A 15,921-nucleotide genomic window follows, 5' to 3' on the forward strand; every position below is an offset into this window, starting at 1 on the left:
CCGGTGAACGAAAGCGTCACGACCATATCGGCGCAGAAATAATTTGGCGTTAAGTGAAGGCCATCTTTTGATTTCAGGGGCGCTGAAGCATGTCGCGCAAACTGGGCAGCGGTTTAAACGCGACAAGCGAATCTGAAAGATCGTGGCGCGCTTTAGAATTTTTCCTCCCTCTCAAGAAGATGGATGTCTTCGGCTAGGTCTTCCATTCTCTGCAACAAGGCGGCCTGGGCATCTCTTAGCCCTCGATTGTAGAAGTACGGCCCTATCTCCTCGGCGAAGAAGTCAAGCAGGAATTCAGCCGGCAATGCACCGATGGGATCGAGTTCCCGGTCGAAATAAGCGCGGATGCGCGAAACGATCTCAGCCTTTTCTTCCTTCGAAAACTCGATCTTCTTCATGTTTGCCTCTTTACCGAATGCGATCAGGACTTTGATGGTTCAGCGAAATCGATTGGTCAATCAATGAAATTCAATTGCCGTTGCAAGCCGTAGACCATAAGGGGAAACCTGAATTCCAACAGGAAAGATCGCATGAATCGCGCCGACTTTGTTGAAGGTTTGCGAGGCGGCTCCGCCGTTGCGCTGGCATCGGCGCCCTTTGGCGCGCTCTTCGGAGCGCTTGCGGTCGAAAATGGCATGTCGCTCTCCGAAGCCGCCTTCATGAGCGCCACCGTCTATGCCGGCGCCAGCCAGATGGTTGGCATCGAACTCTTCGGTCACAATGTCCACGCCTGGCTGATTGTGCTGTCGATCCTCGCCGTCAATTTCCGCCACGTGCTCTATTCGGCGGCGCTGGCGCGCTACATCGGCCACTTCACGCCGGTGCAGAAATTCTTCACCTTCTTCCTGCTCGTCGATCCGCAATTCGCCGAAGCAGTAAAGCGCGCCGAGAGCGGCCGGCAACTCACCTTCGCCTGGTATTTCGGCTTTGCCATCATCATCTACATTCCCTGGGTGCTGATCAGCGTCGCCGGCGGCATGCTCGGCGGCTTCATCGGCGATCCCAAGGCCATCGGCCTCGACATCCTGCTGCCGGCCTATTTCCTCGGCATCGTCCTCGGCTTCCGCAAGCGAGACAATTTCCTGCCTGTGGCGCTCGTCAGCGCAGTGGCTTCCGTGTTCGCCTACCGTTACGTCGGCTCGCCCTGGCATGTCAGCCTCGGTGCTGCCGCCGGCATCGTGCTCGCCGCCGTGCTGCCTTTGCCGCCGCAACAGCCAGACCTCGAAGCCGACGCCCTTCAATCCGAAGTGCACGAGGTCTGAGCCATGGAATTCGATCTACACATGGCGCTCGTTATCCTCGCCGCAGCCGCCGCCACCTTCGCCACCCGCATCGGCGGCTATATCCTCATCACCCGAATGAAGAGCATCCCCCCGCGCATGGAGGCGGCGCTGAATGCCGTGCCGGCCGCCGTGCTGACGACGCTGGTTGCCCCCGCTTTCTTCATCGGCGGCTGGGAATCGAAGCTGGCGCTGATCGTCGCCCTCTTCATCGGCCTGCGCTTCAGCCATACATGGATGCTGGTCGCCGCCTGGATCGTCGTGATGACCTGGCGCCACACGATCGGCGTCTGAGCACCGGCCCGAAAGCCGGCGCAGAAATTCAAGGCATTGCAGCGTCGCCGACGCCGTAATACCGCTTTCTCAATATTCCAGCGGCAGCGTCGCGTTTTCGAGCCACGCCCTGACATCGTGATCGTGGATGAGCGGCATCAGCGCCTCGCATGTGCGGCGATGATAGTCGTTGAACCAGTGCAGCTCGTCGTGGGTCAGAAGCTCGGGAATGACGAGACTGCGGTCGATCGGGCAGAAAGTCAGCGTCTCGAATCCGAGCATCGGCGCATCGCCGCCCTCGATCTCCTCGGCCCCGCGCACATAGATCAGGTTCTCGATGCGGATGCCGAAGCTGCCGGGCCGGTAATAGCCCGGCTCGTTCGAAAGGATCATGCCGGGCAGCAGTTCCTGTGTCGACAGCCTGGAGATGCGCTGCGGCCCCTCATGCACCGAGAGATAGGAGCCGACGCCGTGGCCTGTGCCGTGAGCGAAATCGGCGCCGGCCCGCCACAGTGCGATGCGCGCCAGCGGATCGAGATCGCAGCCGCGCGTGCCCTTCGGGAAACGCGCGGTGCTGATCTCTATCATCCCCTTCAGCACCAGCGTGAAGAAGCGCCGATGCTCTTCCGAAACTCTGCCGATGCCGACGGTGCGGGTGATGTCGGTCGTACCGTTGATATATTGCGCGCCGGAATCGATCAAAAAGAGTTCGCCGGCCTCGATCATCCGGTTGGTCTCGGTCGTCACGCGGTAATGCATGATCGCCGCATGTTCGCCGGCGCCCGAAATCGTGTCGAAGGAAATGTCCTTCAGCGGGTTCTGCACGCTCTGGCCGACGCGGGCGCGCGCCGCTTCGAGATGCTCGGCGGCCGTGATCTCGCTCACCGTGCCGGGCTTGGTCTGCGACAGCCAATAGAGGAATTCCACCATCGCCGCACCGTCCTGCAGATGCGCGGCGGCCGAGCCGTTGATCTCGACGTCGTTCTTCACCGCACGCGGCAGCTTGGCGGGATCGGCGCCCTCCACCACTTCGCCGCCCGCCTTGCGGATGATCTCGGCCAGCGCATAGGCGGCGATGTCAGGGTCGATCAGCACGCGGCCGCCATCCCTGGAAACGGCAGCGAGCTTTTCTTCCAGCACCGATGGTGGCAACTGGGTGCAAATCTGCGCGAGATAGGCCTCCGGCTCGATGCCGGTCTTGCGCTTGTCGAGGAAGATCTCGGCCCGCCCGTCGGCATGGATGATGGCACGCGCCAGCGGATGCGGCGTATGCGGCACGTCGGCGCCGCGGATATTGAAGGTCCAGGCGACCGAAGAGGGATCGGCGATCAGCACCGCCGCAAGGTTCTTCTTCGAAAGATCAGCGGCGATCGTCGCGATCTTCTCTCTCGCCAGCACGCCGGCCTGCGCCACGTTCTGGATGTTGACCGCGCCGAGCGGCTCGGCCGGTCGGTCAGCCCAAAGCCTGTCGAGCGGATTGTGCGGCAGGAATATCAGCGTTCCGCCGATCTGCGACAGCGCTTTTTCCAGACGGCGCACCTCAGCCCCTGCGTGCAGCCAGGGGTCAATGCCGAGCCGCAGCCCCTTGGCTCCGTTTCCGGCAAGCCAGAGATGTGGCGGCTCGTTGACGAGATCGCCGCCCGAAAAGACCGAACCGTCGACCTGTTCGGCAAGCTGCGTCACATAGCGTCCGTCGACGAAGACGATCGCCTGCGTGCGCAGGATCAGCGCAATGCCGGCCGAGCCGGTAAAGCCCGTCAGCCATGCCAAGCGCTCTGAACATGCGGGAACATATTCGCCGTTGAATTCATCGGCGCGCGGCACGAGGAAGGCGTCGATGCCGAGCGAATCGAAACCGGCGCGCAGCGCCGATACACGATCCCTGCCGAATTGCGGCGTGGAGGTAACCTCGAAAGACTGGAACATGCTGGAAACCCGAATGATTGAGACGAATCCGGTTAATGGAATGCCGGCCATGTTAGCGAAATTTCAACCGATGGGGAGAAAAAGCGACCAAACGAGTCGAAACCCCTGGGGCCGCTCAACATTTTGACGGAACTGTGACGCCAAAAGTTAATTTGGCACGCTTTATGCATTGGCCGCATGGCTCCCATGAGCAAAACCCTCTGCCTCCGCATTTCAGAATAGCTATATAGGCGTCATCGAACGGTTCGCGATGAACCTGTAAACAAAGGAATTCTTGAAATGACCGCCTCTCTCTCGCGCTTCGCATATAGCAGCCCGGTGCAGGCTGGCGAACGCCAGACCGTGCGTCACGTAATCGGCGCCCGCCGCCCGCAGAACGAGGACAGCCTCAAGCTGCTCGGCGCCGGCCAGCGGGCCACGCGCCACAAGGGCGCCCTCAGCTACGCGTTCTAAGCCTGAAAGCCAGTCCGTCTCCTCCCTCCCGGACCGGCCTATTGGAATGCAGTAGAGCCCGCTTGAGCGCTCCTCCCCTTGAGCTCGCGGGCATTGACCGGATAGACCGGTCCAAGGCGGTGCCATCGGCACCGCCTTTTTTGTTGTCTTCAACAAGGTGACGGAGCGGCTCCGTTTCGATAAGGCGGTGCGGCACCCGCCACCGCCCTCATCCCTGTGCTTGTCACAGGGATCTAGTGCGCCCAAGTCCTTGGGCGCGGGAAACTCTCTTCAAGCTCGTATGGAGTTATTCACCGCGCAGACGCGCGGTGGCTGGATCCCTGTGACGGGCACAGGGATGAGGGTGGGGACGAGGCGCGTTGCCTTAAGCATGGCATGCGTTTGCAGGAGCAATCACCTGCTCACAGCCTTGAAAAATCAAGGCCGATCGAGATGAATAGTCACCCAGCCATTGCGCCAGATGGTTCTGACATGGCGAAGCCTCGCGCCACTATAGGCGGCAATCACCTTCCAGCGTTGCCCGGCAAGGATGCCGGAGAGAATAACTGATCCGCCAGGCGCAAGATGCGTCGCAAGCTTCGGCGCCATGCGGATCAGCGGCCGCGCGAGAATATTGGCGATGATGAGATCGAAGGGACCCTGCTCTGAAAAGGCGGTCGAATGAAAGCCCGGTGCGGTCCTGGTGACGATGCCCGAGGCGATGCCGTTGCGGCGCACGTTCTCGGCCGCCACCTTCGTCGCGATCGGATCGATGTCGGTCGCAAGCACCGGTATGTTCCTGAGCTTGCGCACCGCAATCGCCAGTACGCCGCTGCCGGTGCCGAGATCGAGCGCGTTGCGGACCAGGCGCGAGCGCACCACGGCATCGATCACCTCGAGGCAGCCGGCCGTCGTTCCGTGATGGCCAGTGCCGAAGGCCTGGCCGGCATCGATCTCGATGGCAATGTCGCCGGGGCGGATCTTATTGCGGTCATGCGAGCCATGCACCAGGAAACGCCCTGCCCTGACGGGCTTCAGTCCCTCCAGCGATTTCACCACCCAGTCGATTTCGGGGATGACTTCCCGTTCCAGCCGGGCCGCGGGGAAAGAGGCCTTCAATGCGTCCTCGACCCGGGATTGCACCTCAGTCTCGTCCTCGGCCATCATATAGATCGAGGCTTCCCAGATATCCTTCTTCTCATCGATCTCGGTGGTGCCGATGGCAAAGTCTTCTTCACCGAAGACCGTGCTCAGAAGGTCGAGGATCTCTTCGGCCTTGCTTTCGGTCGTCGTCACGTAAAGGCGGATTTCACTCACGATAGGCGGTCTTTCCCGTTTCCGTTGCCCGCCATCGGTCGAGCCAACGCCCCATCACGCTGAAACCATCACCCCTTGTTGACGAGATTCTCTAGCTTCTTTACCGCCGTGTCCGGGTTTTCGCCATAGGCGATTGTTCCGGAAAACCGCCCGGCCGAATCAAGCAGGAAGACCGAGGCGGTGTGATCCATCGTATAGTCGCCATTCGGATCCTTCTCGTCGACCGGCACCTTCTTGGCGTAGACGCGGAACCCCTTGATAACCTCGGCGATCTTGTCAGGCGCGCCGGAAATGCCGGTGATGCGCTTGGAAACGTTGGAGACGTATTCGTTCATGATCTCAGGCGTGTCGCGCTCCGGATCGACGGTCACGAAATAGGCCTGCAGCTTGTCGCCCTTCGGATCGACCTTCTCCATCCAGCCGTTCAGCTCGAAAAGCGTCGTCGGGCAGACTTCCGGGCAATGGGTGAAGCCGAAAAACAGCGCCGTCGGCTTGCCGCGCAGCGCCTGCTCGGTGATCGGCTGTCCGTTCTGGGAGACCAGGGTGAAGGGTACGCCGAAGGGCGGTTCGGCCACCACATCCTTCGACTTCGTCAGGTCGAGCGTAAACGCTCCGAGAAACCCGGCAAGTATCAGGACACCGACCCAAACGGCGATGCGGAATGTCTTCATTGGCATGATCCTCAATCCAGGCGGATGTGCCGCCCGCCCCTGCTGGCGTGATTATAGCCTCGACCGAAGGCGCGCAATTCAAGAATATGTTTTCGAACCCGTGTTGAATTGTCTCACCGGTAGAAACTGCCACGGCAACGAAATCCGCCCTCAGGAATCTGCACGGATCAAAAATGCATGTGTTTGAATAGCTTACCTCTGGAGAGACGGCCAATCCGAAAATACATATCGTTAGGAAAGACTTAAGCCGTCACATCTATATTTAACGACGGTTCTACATCGCCTCTCCCGCTGGGGACAACTGGGAAGAATTCTGACCATGAACAACAATAACGCCATCAAGCAGTCGGGCGCTTATCTCGAAATCGTTTCGTTCCACCTGGGCGATCAGGAATTCTGCATCGACATCATGGCCATCCGCGAAATCCGCGGCTGGGCGCCGGTGACGCCGATGCCGCACACCCCGCCCTACGTCTTGGGTCTCATCAACCTGCGCGGCGCCGTGATCCCCGTTATCGACATGGCCTGCCGCCTCGGCATGAAGATGACCGAGCCCTCCGAGCGCTCGGCGATCATCGTCACCGACATCGCCGGCAAGCTGGTCGGCCTGCTGGTCGAGCAGGTTTCCGACATGATGACCATCAAGAGCGAAGACCTTCAGCCGCCGCCGGAAATCATCCCGGAAGCCCAGCGCGCTTTCTGCCGCGGCATCGTCGCGCTCGAAAAGACCATGGTCTGCTTCCTGAACCTCGACACGGTCATTGCCGACGAGTTGACGCAGGCCGCCTGAGGGCTATCCATTTCTGGAATTCGAAGGCCCGGCTCGTCCGGGCCTTTTTGATTTTGCAATGAGCGAAAAAGGGAGGCGCCGCTCTTTCCAAAATCTCACCGCAGAAACCCTATTGCGGCTTCCCGTTCTTCCAGGTCACGCTTTGCCCATAGAGCGGAATGGTCGAGATCGACATCTTCGCCGAGCCGTCGGTCAGTTCGCGCGAATGAGCGAGATAGATCAGCGTGTCGTTCGTCTTGTCGTAGATGCGGTTGACGACCAGAGTCTTCCAGATCAGCGACATGCCCTGGCGAAACACCTCGCTGCCATCCTTGGACAGGTCGATATTGCCGATCTCGATCGGCCCGGTCTGCCGGCAGGCAATGGAGTTGTTGGACGGGTCCTCGAACCAGTTGCCGTTCTTGAGCCGGTCGATCAGGCTGCGGTCGAAATAGGTGACGTGGCAGGTAACGCCCTTGACCTCAGGGTCGGAGACCGCCTCGACGATGATGTCGTTGCCGATCCAGTCGACCCCAACCTTGCCGACGACTTCGGCCGAGGCAGCACCTGTGGAAAGGGCGGCGAAAGAGAAGGCGGCGAGGAGAAGATTGCGCAGTCTGGACATGGCGGCTCCCTGAATAACCCGCATTCTAGATAAGCACGCACCCATGCTTTGCAAGAAAACGGCGTTTGCGGAAAAGGGGTCAGCCTTTTCGGCAGGTGCAGGGCTCATAGGCCTGCGCCGTCAGCCGACCTGGCTTCATGCCGATCAACGACGGTATGGCGTGGACGGTATGGGCCTTGACCGCCCTTGCCATCTCGATGGCGGCCGCTGCGCAGACGGCGGCATCTTCAGCGGCGTTGTGGTGCACGAAACGCAGGCCGAGATGCTCGGCGATCAGGTTCAGCCGGTGCGAGAGGAAATGCGGCCAGATCCGCTGCGCCATCTTCAGGCTGCAGAGATAGGTAAGCTCCGGATAGGATTGCCGGTAGAGATCGAGGCTCGCCCGCCAGACGCTGAAATCGAAGGCGGCATTGTGCGCGATCATCGTCGCGCCGCTGATATCCTCGTGAAACTCGTCCATCACCTCGGGAAACTCGGGCGCATCCTCGACATGCTCCGGCCGGATGCCGTGGATTGCGATGTTCATCCCGGAAAAGCGCATCTCTCGCGGCCGGATCAGCCGCTCCTCGACGCGCGTCACCCTGCCGTCCTCGATCCAGGCAAGGCCGACGGAACAGGCGCTGCCGCGCTGCTCGTTCGCCGTCTCGAAGTCAATCGCGATGGTCTTCAAAATCAGCAACCCGAATCGTTTCTTCGGGAACAGGAATACCGCCCCGCTTCCGGCCGCGCAAATTCGACACGACGCCCGATTGACTTTTTAACCCGCATATCGAAACTTGTTGCCATGATCGGTTCCCTAACCATGGCAGCGCTTATCCATCACGCCACGACCCTTGAAGGGTACGCGGGAGCGATGGCGCGTTAGCAGCGATCCGATCATCATCCCGAAACCCTGCCGAGGCGAGCAGGGTTTTCGGAAACCGGCTCTCCTCCCGACACCGATGGAGAGCATGAATGTCCGAAAACGAAGAGAATGAACCTCGTGGCCGAGCGCGCCTGCCGGATGGCGTCCTTGTGCGCGCCGTCCGCCTGTCCGATGCGGAGGAGATCACCGATCTCATAAATCTGCCGGGCTACCGGGCCGGCACCTTGCGGCCGCCCTACCAGCGGGTCGAGGAAGTTCGCAAACACATGGAAAATCCGTCGCCCGGCGCGCTCAACCTCGTCGTCACCCAGGACGGCAAAATCGTCGGCAATAGCGGCCTCAACCGTCTTTCCGGCCGCAGGCAGCACGTCGCCAGCATAGGCATGGGTGTGCATGACGACTTCACCGGCCGCGGCTTCGGACGGATCTTGCTCGGAGCAATGGTCGATGCTGCCGACGACTGGCTCGATATCAAACGGCTGGAACTGACCGTCTACACCGATAACGATGTCGCCATCGGCCTCTACCAGAAATTCGGCTTCGAGCAGGAAGGCCTGCTGAAGGCCTTCGGATATCGCGCCGGTCAATATGTCGATGCCTATACGATGGCGCGGCTCAGGCTTTGAGCAAACGGGCTGGCGGCTTGCCGTCAGCCCCTCACCCGCTGATCAGCGCCAGCCACTCGTCCTCGTCCATCGTCTGCACGCCGAACTCACGCGCCTTGTCGAGCTTGGAGCCGGCGCCGGGGCCGGCGACGACGATGTCGGTCTTCTTGGAGACTGATCCCGCCACCTTGGCGCCGAGACTTTCCGCCCTCGCCTTCGCCTCGTCGCGGGTGAACTTTTCAAGCGAGCCGGTGAAAACCACGGTCTTGCCGGCGACCGGGCTGCCTGCCGTCTTCGGTTGTTCGGCCTCCTCGGGCGTCACTTCCTCAATAAGCCGGGTGATCACCTCGACATTGCGCGGCTCCTTGTAGAATTCGACGATGGCCCGCGCCACGACCTCGCCGATACCCTCGATGGCGTTGAGATCATTCCAGGCGTCACCGGAAAGCGCCTCGGCCTCGCGCATTGCGGTTTCAAAGGCCGCATAGGTGCCGTAGGAGCGCGCCAAGAGCTTCGCTGTGGTCTCGCCGACATGACGGATGCCGAGCGCGTAGATGAAGCGGTGGAGCGCAATGCTGCGCCGTTCGGTGATCGCCGCATAGAGCTTGCCGACGCTGACCTTGCCGAAGCCGTCGATATTCTCTAGCTTGGTCAGCGATTGCTGCTGACGCTTCTCCAGCGTGAAGATATCGGGCGCAGTGCGGATCTGCAGCGACGCGTCCTCGTTTTCGAAAAAGAAGTCGATCTGCTTCGAGCCGAGCCCTTCAATATCGAAAGCGTTGCGCGAAACGAAGTGCTTCAAATGCTCCGTCGCCTGCGCCCTGCAGATGAAGCCGCCGGTGCAGCGGGTGACCGAATCGAGCTTGCCGGTCTTCTCATGTCTTTCACGCACGGCATGCGACCCGCAGACCGGGCAGGTCTTCGGAAATTCATAGGGCCTGGCCTCGGCCGAGCGCTTCTCCATGACGACGTCAAGCACCTGCGGAATCACATCGCCGGCGCGCTGCACAATGACGGTATCGCCAATGCGGATATCGTGCTCGTCGGCGCGGATGCGCTCGCCGCTATTGCCGATGCCCCTGATGTAATCCGCATTGTGTAGCGTCGCATTGGTGACGACCACGCCACCGACGGTGATCGGCGTCAATCGCGCGACAGGGGTCAAGGCGCCGGTGCGGCCGACTTGAATGTCGATATTCTCGACGATAGTGAAAGCCTGTTCGGCAGGGAACTTGTGCGCCGTCGCCCAGCGTGGTGAACGCGAGCGGAAACCGAGACGGGCCTGCAACTCGAGACTGTCGACCTTATAGACGACGCCGTCGATGTCGTAGTCGAGATCCGGGCGCTCAAGGCCGATCTCGTCATAATGCGTCAGGATGTCGGCGACCGAGTTCAATCGTTTCACCAGCGGATTGACCGGAAAACCCCAGTCCTTGAAGGTCTGCACCATCCCAAATTGCGTATCGGCCGGCATTTCCGACATCTCGCCCCAGGCGTAGGCGAAGAATTTCAGCTTGCGGCTCGCCGTCACCTTGGCGTCGAGCTGGCGCAGCGATCCGGCAGCCGTATTGCGCGGATTGACATAGGTCTGCTTACCCTCCGCCTCCATCTGCCGGTTCAGCGCCAGGAAGTCGCTCTTGGCCATGTAGACCTCACCGCGGATCTCGACGACAGCGGGCACGCCTTTCGGCAGCTCGTTGGGGATCTCGGCGATGGTCCGGATGTTGGCAGTGACGTTCTCCCCCGTCGTGCCGTCGCCACGCGTTGCAGCGGTCACCAGCCTGCCGTTTTCATAACGGATCGACATCGAGAGACCGTCGATCTTCGGCTCGGCGGTAAAGGCGATCGACTGGTCCGGCAGCCGGCCGAGGAAACGATAGACGCCGGCGACAAAATCCTGCACGTCCTCCTGCGAGAAGGTGTTGTCGAGCGACAACATCGGCCGCGCGTGGACGACAGGCGAAAAAGTGACGGAGGGCGCCGCACCGACATGCCGCGATGGGCTGTCTTCGCGGATCAACTCGGGAAAGCGCACTTCCAGCGCATCGTTGCGGCGCTTCAGCGCGTCGTAATCGGCATCCGAAATCTCCGGCCGGTCCTTGCCGTGATAGAGCGCATCGTGATGTGCGATCTCCTTTGCCAGCCGTTCGAGCTCGGCGGCAGCCTCTTCGATCGTCAACGTATCGACGGCGGAACTTTCGGTGGACATGGAACATCACTCCAGAGAATCTGCATTGTTTTTTAGAGCAAAATTTCCGGATGAAAAGAGAGGCCGCGTATCCGCCATCGGGATGATCGGCCTGCTCAGCTCTCCTCCCTCATTCATGTGCCTGTCACAGGAATCCAGCCACGGCGCCTCTGCGCCGTGAATGACACTCTCTTTCAGGGAAGAAGAATCTCCCGCGCCCAAGGACTTGGGCGCTGGATCCCTGTGACGAGCACAGGGATGAGGGAGATTGAGGTGAGCTTTCGCGCCGACTTTCATGCCGTGGAATCCTTGTCACCGCCCTATCCGGCTATTCCCAATCGTTCGCATTGCGCAGCCGGATACCACTGACATGCAGGCTCGTGCCCCAGAGCCCTTTCAGCGGCGTCAGCGTGTCCACCACCCTGAGATCCACCTTGCGCGGGGCAAACTCCCGGTCGAGCTGTGACATGGCGGCATGCTCTATCGGCACCACTCTCTTTCGGGCCACCCACATGCCAGCATCACCCAGATCCTCGAAGCCCTCGGCTGGCATCTCGTAACGATGGATCGTCTCCGCTTCGAGCCTTTCCATCCAACGGCGCTCGACGTAGGCGACGGCGCGCCAGTCGCCGAGCCAGTGCCGGCGTTCGGCCTCCGGCGTATCGGCCACCGCCCAGAGCAGGATGCGGGGACAATCGCGCGGAAAGAGATACAGGAAATCATGATGGGCATCGATTGCCCAGACGAGCGGACCGTTCAGCCATTCTCGGCCGGGCGCACGAGCAGAGGGGACGCGAACCGGGCGTGGCTCGAACGCCGCGATCCCGGAATCGTCGCTGAAATGGAAAAGTCGCATGGCTTGAGCTCGCCGCCGATCGAGAAGCTTCAGCGCATATCGCGCCACGGGATGATTGTCATCCCGCCGGCCTAAGCGGAAAGAGCGTCGGAAGAAAAATCAGCCGTTGCCGGCCAGCAGCCGCTTCGCCGCCGCCCGCGCCTCTTCGGTAACCGAAGCCCCGGCCAGCATACGGGCGATCTCCTCGGTGCGATCCTTCTGCGCCATCGTCGCGACGCGGGTGGCAATCTTTTCCGAACCGTCGGCCGACGGTCCCTTGGAAATCAAGAGATGCGTCGCCGCCCGCGCCGCGACCTGCGGCGCATGCGTGACCGACAACACCTGCACCCGCTCCGACAGCCGCTTCAGCCGCTGACCGATCGCATCGGCCACCGCGCCGCCGACGCCGGTATCGATTTCGTCGAAGACGAGCGTCGGGGCCGATCCGCGATCGGCGAGCGCCACTTTCAGCGCCAGCAGGAAACGCGACAGTTCGCCGCCCGAGGCGACCTTCATGATCGAGCCCGGTCGCGTGCCCGGATTGGTCTGAACATGGAATTCGACGACGTCGATGCCTTCGGCCAGCGCCTCGCCCGCATCCGTGGTGATCTCGACCATGAAACGGGCGCGTTCGAGTTTCAGCGCCGGCAGCTCAGCCATGACGGCCCCAGCCAGTGCGGTGCCGGCATGATGGCGCTTGTCGGACAGCGAGCGCGCCGCCGCATCGTAATTTTCCCGCGCCAGGCCGACCTCGGCGTCGAGCCGAGCAAGCCGCTCCTCGCCCGCGTCGAGATCGGCAAGATCGGCGATCATGCGCACGGCAAGCGCCGGCAGCTCGGTGACGGGCACGGAATATTTGCGCGAGGCGGCCCTGAGCGCGAAAAGCCGCTCCTCCACCCGCTCCAGCTCTCTTGGATCGTATTCGGTCTTGCGCAGTGCCGCCTCGACTTCCATCTGCGCGTTGGAAAGCTGGTCCAGCGCGGCATCGAGCAGCGTCACGGTGTCTTCGAGCAGCCCCGGCGCCTCATGGCTCTTGCGCTCCAGCCGGCGCACCAGCGAGGCGATATGGGGCACGGGCGAGGCATTGCCGTTCAAGAATTCGGACGCCTCGGCGATATCGCCGGCGATTCGCTCGGCCTTCATCATCTTCTGCCGGCGATCGGCGAGTTCTTCCTCCTCGCCATCCTGCGGCGAGAGCTTCTCGAGCTCTTCGACCGACGAGCGCAGGTAGTCGGCTTCGCGCGCCGCGCTTTCCACCTTCTCCCGGTGGTTCTTCAGCGTCCGCTCGCTGTCGCGCCACAGGCGATAGAGCCGGGAGACTTCCGAAACCTCGTCGGTGAGGCCGGCAAAGGCATCGAGCAGGGTGCGGTGGGCATTGGTGTCGACAAGGGCGCGATCGTCGTGCTGGCCGTGAATTTCGACCAGCATCTGACCGGCCTGGCGCATCAGCTGCACGCTGACCGGCTGGTCGTTGACATAGGCCTTGGTGCGTCCGTCCGCCGATTGCTGACGGCGGAAGATCAGATCGCCCTCGTCGTCGATGCCGTTTTCACGCAGGAGTGTGCGGGCGCCGTGTTCCATGCCGACGTCGAACACCGCCGTCACCTGGCCCTTGTCCTCGCCATGACGCACCAGGTCGCCGTCGCCGCGTCCACCCAGCGCCAGCGACAGGCTGTCGAGCAGGATGGATTTACCCGCCCCGGTCTCGCCCGTCAGGACGGAGAGGCCGGTCTCGAAGGCAAGATCCAGCCGCTCGATCAGGACGATATCGCGGATCGAAAGCTGGATCAGCATTGGCCTCAGGAACCGAGAAGAAGTTTCTTGCCCGCTGCCGCGATCCACGAGCCCTTGTTTTCACGCGGCTCGGCACCGCCGCTCTGCAGCAGCTTGTAGGAATCAGCATACCACTGGCTGTCGGGATAATTGTGACCGAGAACGGCAGCGGCTGTCTGCGCCTCGTCGACGATGCCCATGGCGTAATAAGCTTCGACGAGACGCGCTAAGGCCTCTTCGATCTGGTTCGTATTCGGATATTTCTCGACGACGATACGGAAGCGCGAGATCGCGGCGAGATATTCCTTCCGCTCCAGGTAGTAGCGGCCGATCTGCATTTCCTTGCCGGCGAGCTGGTCGCGCGAAAAGCGGATCTTGGCCTGTGCGTCGTCGACATATTCGGAGTTTGGATAATTGTCGATGACGGCCTGCATCGCCTCGATCGTCTTGGCCGAGGCGCGCTGGTCCTGCGTCACGTCGACGATCTGCTTGGAATAGGTGAGACCGATGAGATACTGCACATAGGCAGCATCCTGGGACTTCGGATATTGCGACATGTAGCGGTTGCCGGAAGCAAGCGCATCGTCCAAACGGCCTTGGCGGTATTTGACGAAGGTGCTCATCACAAGCGCCTTGCGCGCCCATTCGGAAAACGGGTTCTCGCGATCGATCGCGTCGAACTTGCGCGCCGCTTCCGCCATGTTGCCTGCCTTCATATTGGCCAGGCCCTGGGTGTAGAGCACGTCAGGCGGATCGGTTTCGAGACCGAGCTTGGTGATGTCGATGTCGGGATCCGACTGGCAACCGGAGATCGAGGCGCCTGCGCTGAGCACCAGAAGCGATGCGAACAAAGCGCGCGCTGTCTTCATCATACCTTCAGATCCTGCATAACCCATTCGAAAGAACCCCACTGCTGCCGCTCTCTCCACGGCAGCCACGCCTCGCTGGCGTTTCTAGCCACAAATGTGCATCAAGAGCAACGCAATGATAAGGCATTAACGCATTTTTGTGGCAGCAGCCGCAGAATGATCGGCTTTTCAACTTCTTCCCGAGCTGTGGCGGCTAGGCATCGGTCTATTGTCGCAGACACGGCCGGACATAAAAAAACCGCCTCCGGGAAAGAGGCGGCCTGGTCTTGAGAATATGCTGGAGGTCATGCCGACCAGGGAGCGAATTCCGAAGCACTGACCGCGATCAGTTCGCGGGCAGCGACGCGCTGGCGCGGCGTCGACGTCTCGACCACTTCGTAGGCGGAGGAATCGGCGAGCAGCGCCTTCAGCGCATTGGCATTCATCTTGTGACCGCCGCGATAGGAACGGTAGCAACCGATGAACTGGACGCCGGCAAGGGACAGATCGCCGACGGCATCGAGCGTCTTGTGGCGGACGAATTCATCCTTGGCGTAACGCAGCCCTTCGACGTTGATGACGGTGTTGTCGTCCGAGATGACGACGGAATTTTCGAGTGAGGACCCGAGCGCGTGGCCCGACGCCCAGAGACGTTCGACATCGCGCATGAAGCCGAAGGTGCGGGCGCGGGAAAGCTCGGCCTTGAAGACGGCGGGCGTCATATCGCCGGCCCACTTCTGCCGGCCGATCAGCGGGCACTCGAAATCGATTTCGACTTCGAAGCGTGTACCGTCATAAGGACGGAATTCGCTCCAGGAGCCGCCATGCTCAATTCGCACCGGCTTGGTGATACGGATATAGCGGCGCTTGACGCCGAGGGAGACGAGACCGACCTGCTCGATTACCTCGACGAAGGGCAGCGAGCTTCCGTCCATGATCGGCATTTCGGAGCCCTGCACCTCGATCACCACATTGTCGAGGCCGAGCGCATAGACGGCGGCCATGACATGCTCGATCGTCGCAACCGAATGGGCCGGCGAGAAGCCGAGCACGGTGCAGAGGTCGGTATTGCCTACCTGCGAGGAGACGGCCTTGAGTTCGGTGATGTCGCCATTGTCATGCAGGCGCTGGAAAACGACGCCGGTGTCCGATTCGGCCGGGTTCAGGGTGATCGACACTTCCGCGCCCGAATGGACCCCGGTGCCCGAAAGCGTCACGGGACGCGATACCGTCGTTTGAAAACCCAGCAAGCCAATTGCCATAAACTCTGCCTTTTATTCTTCCGTACCGGCGGTCTGTCCGATCGGCACGGTCATCGTTCATTCTGCATAAGGAGCCGTCGAAAAGACTCCCAGGGTAGTTTTCTTGCGACCATACTTACGTGCGCCGACGCTCCAATCCAAATCACTGTTTCTTTCGCTTTGTTACGAAGTCACGCGATTGAAATTGCTCGCGAATCGCAGGCTGAAAAACAGCAATGCCCGGGACCTTGATCCCGGGCATGAACGGGTGCC

At 61.1% G+C, this 15,921-nt stretch carries 16 protein-coding genes; 5 read left to right on the forward strand and 11 right to left on the reverse strand.

Features of this window, described 5'->3' with window-relative positions; genetic code table 11:
• Nucleotides 1-152: 152 nt before the first annotated feature.
• The gene (locus AC2444_RS14305; protein WP_012758263.1) at nt 153-398 is read right to left on the reverse strand and encodes a DUF2164 domain-containing protein; all 246 of its coding nucleotides are present in this window, start codon (nt 396-398) and stop codon (nt 153-155) included.
• A gap of 132 nt (nt 399-530) precedes the next feature.
• Here AC2444_RS14305 and AC2444_RS14310 point away from each other — a divergent pair, with 132 nt between their 5' ends.
• Entirely contained in the window at nt 531-1,262 is a 732-nt protein-coding gene (locus tag AC2444_RS14310) for an AzlC family ABC transporter permease (RefSeq protein ID WP_012758264.1), read from the forward strand.
• Nucleotides 1,263-1,265: 3 nt separating this feature from the next.
• Nucleotides 1,266-1,574, forward strand: a complete 309-nt coding sequence (locus AC2444_RS14315; RefSeq protein ID WP_012758265.1) for an AzlD family protein — start codon at nt 1,266-1,268, stop codon at nt 1,572-1,574.
• Nucleotides 1,575-1,643: 69 nt separating this feature from the next.
• On the opposite strand, the gene AC2444_RS14320 is transcribed toward AC2444_RS14315, so the two are convergent.
• Nucleotides 1,644-3,479 carry an aminopeptidase P family protein gene (locus AC2444_RS14320; RefSeq protein ID WP_032996676.1) on the reverse strand — a complete coding sequence of 612 codons (1,836 nt, stop codon included), beginning with the start codon at nt 3,477-3,479 and terminating at the stop codon, nt 1,644-1,646.
• Nucleotides 3,480-3,758: 279 nt separating this feature from the next.
• Here AC2444_RS14320 and AC2444_RS14325 point away from each other — a divergent pair, with 279 nt between their 5' ends.
• Nucleotides 3,759-3,932 carry a hypothetical protein gene (locus tag AC2444_RS14325; protein ID WP_012758267.1) on the forward strand — a complete coding sequence of 58 codons (174 nt, stop codon included), beginning with the start codon at nt 3,759-3,761 and terminating at the stop codon, nt 3,930-3,932.
• Between the two features lie 417 nt (nt 3,933-4,349).
• Here the strand turns inward: AC2444_RS14325 and AC2444_RS14330 are convergent, their stop codons facing one another.
• Nucleotides 4,350-5,228 (reverse strand): 50S ribosomal protein L11 methyltransferase, encoded by an 879-nt coding sequence (locus tag AC2444_RS14330; RefSeq protein WP_012758268.1) that lies wholly within the window; start codon nt 5,226-5,228, stop codon nt 4,350-4,352.
• A 68-nt stretch (nt 5,229-5,296) separates the two neighbouring features.
• Nucleotides 5,297-5,899, reverse strand: a complete 603-nt coding sequence (locus tag AC2444_RS14335) for an SCO family protein (protein WP_012758269.1) — start codon at nt 5,897-5,899, stop codon at nt 5,297-5,299.
• 319 nt (nt 5,900-6,218) lie between these two features.
• On the opposite strand from AC2444_RS14335, the gene AC2444_RS14340 reads away from it, so the two are divergent.
• A complete protein-coding gene (locus AC2444_RS14340; RefSeq protein WP_003541378.1) occupies nt 6,219-6,689 on the forward strand; it encodes a chemotaxis protein CheW in 471 nt (156 codons plus the stop codon).
• A 109-nt stretch (nt 6,690-6,798) separates the two neighbouring features.
• On the opposite strand, the gene AC2444_RS14345 is transcribed toward AC2444_RS14340, so the two are convergent.
• Nucleotides 6,799-7,293, reverse strand: a complete 495-nt coding sequence (locus AC2444_RS14345; RefSeq protein ID WP_012758270.1) for a CreA family protein — start codon at nt 7,291-7,293, stop codon at nt 6,799-6,801.
• A 79-nt stretch (nt 7,294-7,372) separates the two neighbouring features.
• Nucleotides 7,373-7,963: a 3'-5' exonuclease gene (locus AC2444_RS14350; protein ID WP_041935680.1), complete on the reverse strand. Its 591-nt coding sequence runs from the start codon at nt 7,961-7,963 to the stop codon at nt 7,373-7,375.
• A gap of 284 nt (nt 7,964-8,247) precedes the next feature.
• On the opposite strand from AC2444_RS14350, the gene AC2444_RS14355 reads away from it, so the two are divergent.
• Nucleotides 8,248-8,784 carry a GNAT family N-acetyltransferase gene (locus AC2444_RS14355; protein ID WP_012758272.1) on the forward strand — a complete coding sequence of 179 codons (537 nt, stop codon included), beginning with the start codon at nt 8,248-8,250 and terminating at the stop codon, nt 8,782-8,784.
• A gap of 31 nt (nt 8,785-8,815) precedes the next feature.
• Here AC2444_RS14355 and ligA read toward each other — a convergent pair whose 3' ends face one another.
• From ligA to lpxC, 5 genes are all read right to left on the reverse strand, one after another.
• A complete protein-coding gene (gene ligA, locus AC2444_RS14360) occupies nt 8,816-10,972 on the reverse strand; it encodes an NAD-dependent DNA ligase LigA (protein ID WP_012758273.1) in 2,157 nt (718 codons plus the stop codon).
• Nucleotides 10,973-11,279: 307 nt separating this feature from the next.
• Nucleotides 11,280-11,807 (reverse strand): DUF6886 family protein, encoded by a 528-nt coding sequence (locus tag AC2444_RS14365; RefSeq protein WP_012758274.1) that lies wholly within the window; start codon nt 11,805-11,807, stop codon nt 11,280-11,282.
• Nucleotides 11,808-11,906: 99 nt separating this feature from the next.
• Nucleotides 11,907-13,580, reverse strand: a complete 1,674-nt coding sequence (gene recN / locus AC2444_RS14370) for a DNA repair protein RecN (RefSeq protein ID WP_012758275.1) — start codon at nt 13,578-13,580, stop codon at nt 11,907-11,909.
• Nucleotides 13,581-13,585: 5 nt separating this feature from the next.
• Nucleotides 13,586-14,455 (reverse strand): outer membrane protein assembly factor BamD, encoded by an 870-nt coding sequence (locus AC2444_RS14375; RefSeq protein ID WP_171815694.1) that lies wholly within the window; start codon nt 14,453-14,455, stop codon nt 13,586-13,588.
• 257 nt (nt 14,456-14,712) lie between these two features.
• Nucleotides 14,713-15,669, reverse strand: coding sequence for a UDP-3-O-acyl-N-acetylglucosamine deacetylase (gene lpxC / locus AC2444_RS14380; RefSeq protein WP_128448865.1), 957 nt, complete (start codon nt 15,667-15,669; stop codon nt 14,713-14,715).
• Nucleotides 15,670-15,921: the final 252 nt, after the last annotated feature.

Source organism: Rhizobium sp. WSM1328 (assembly GCF_057653715.1).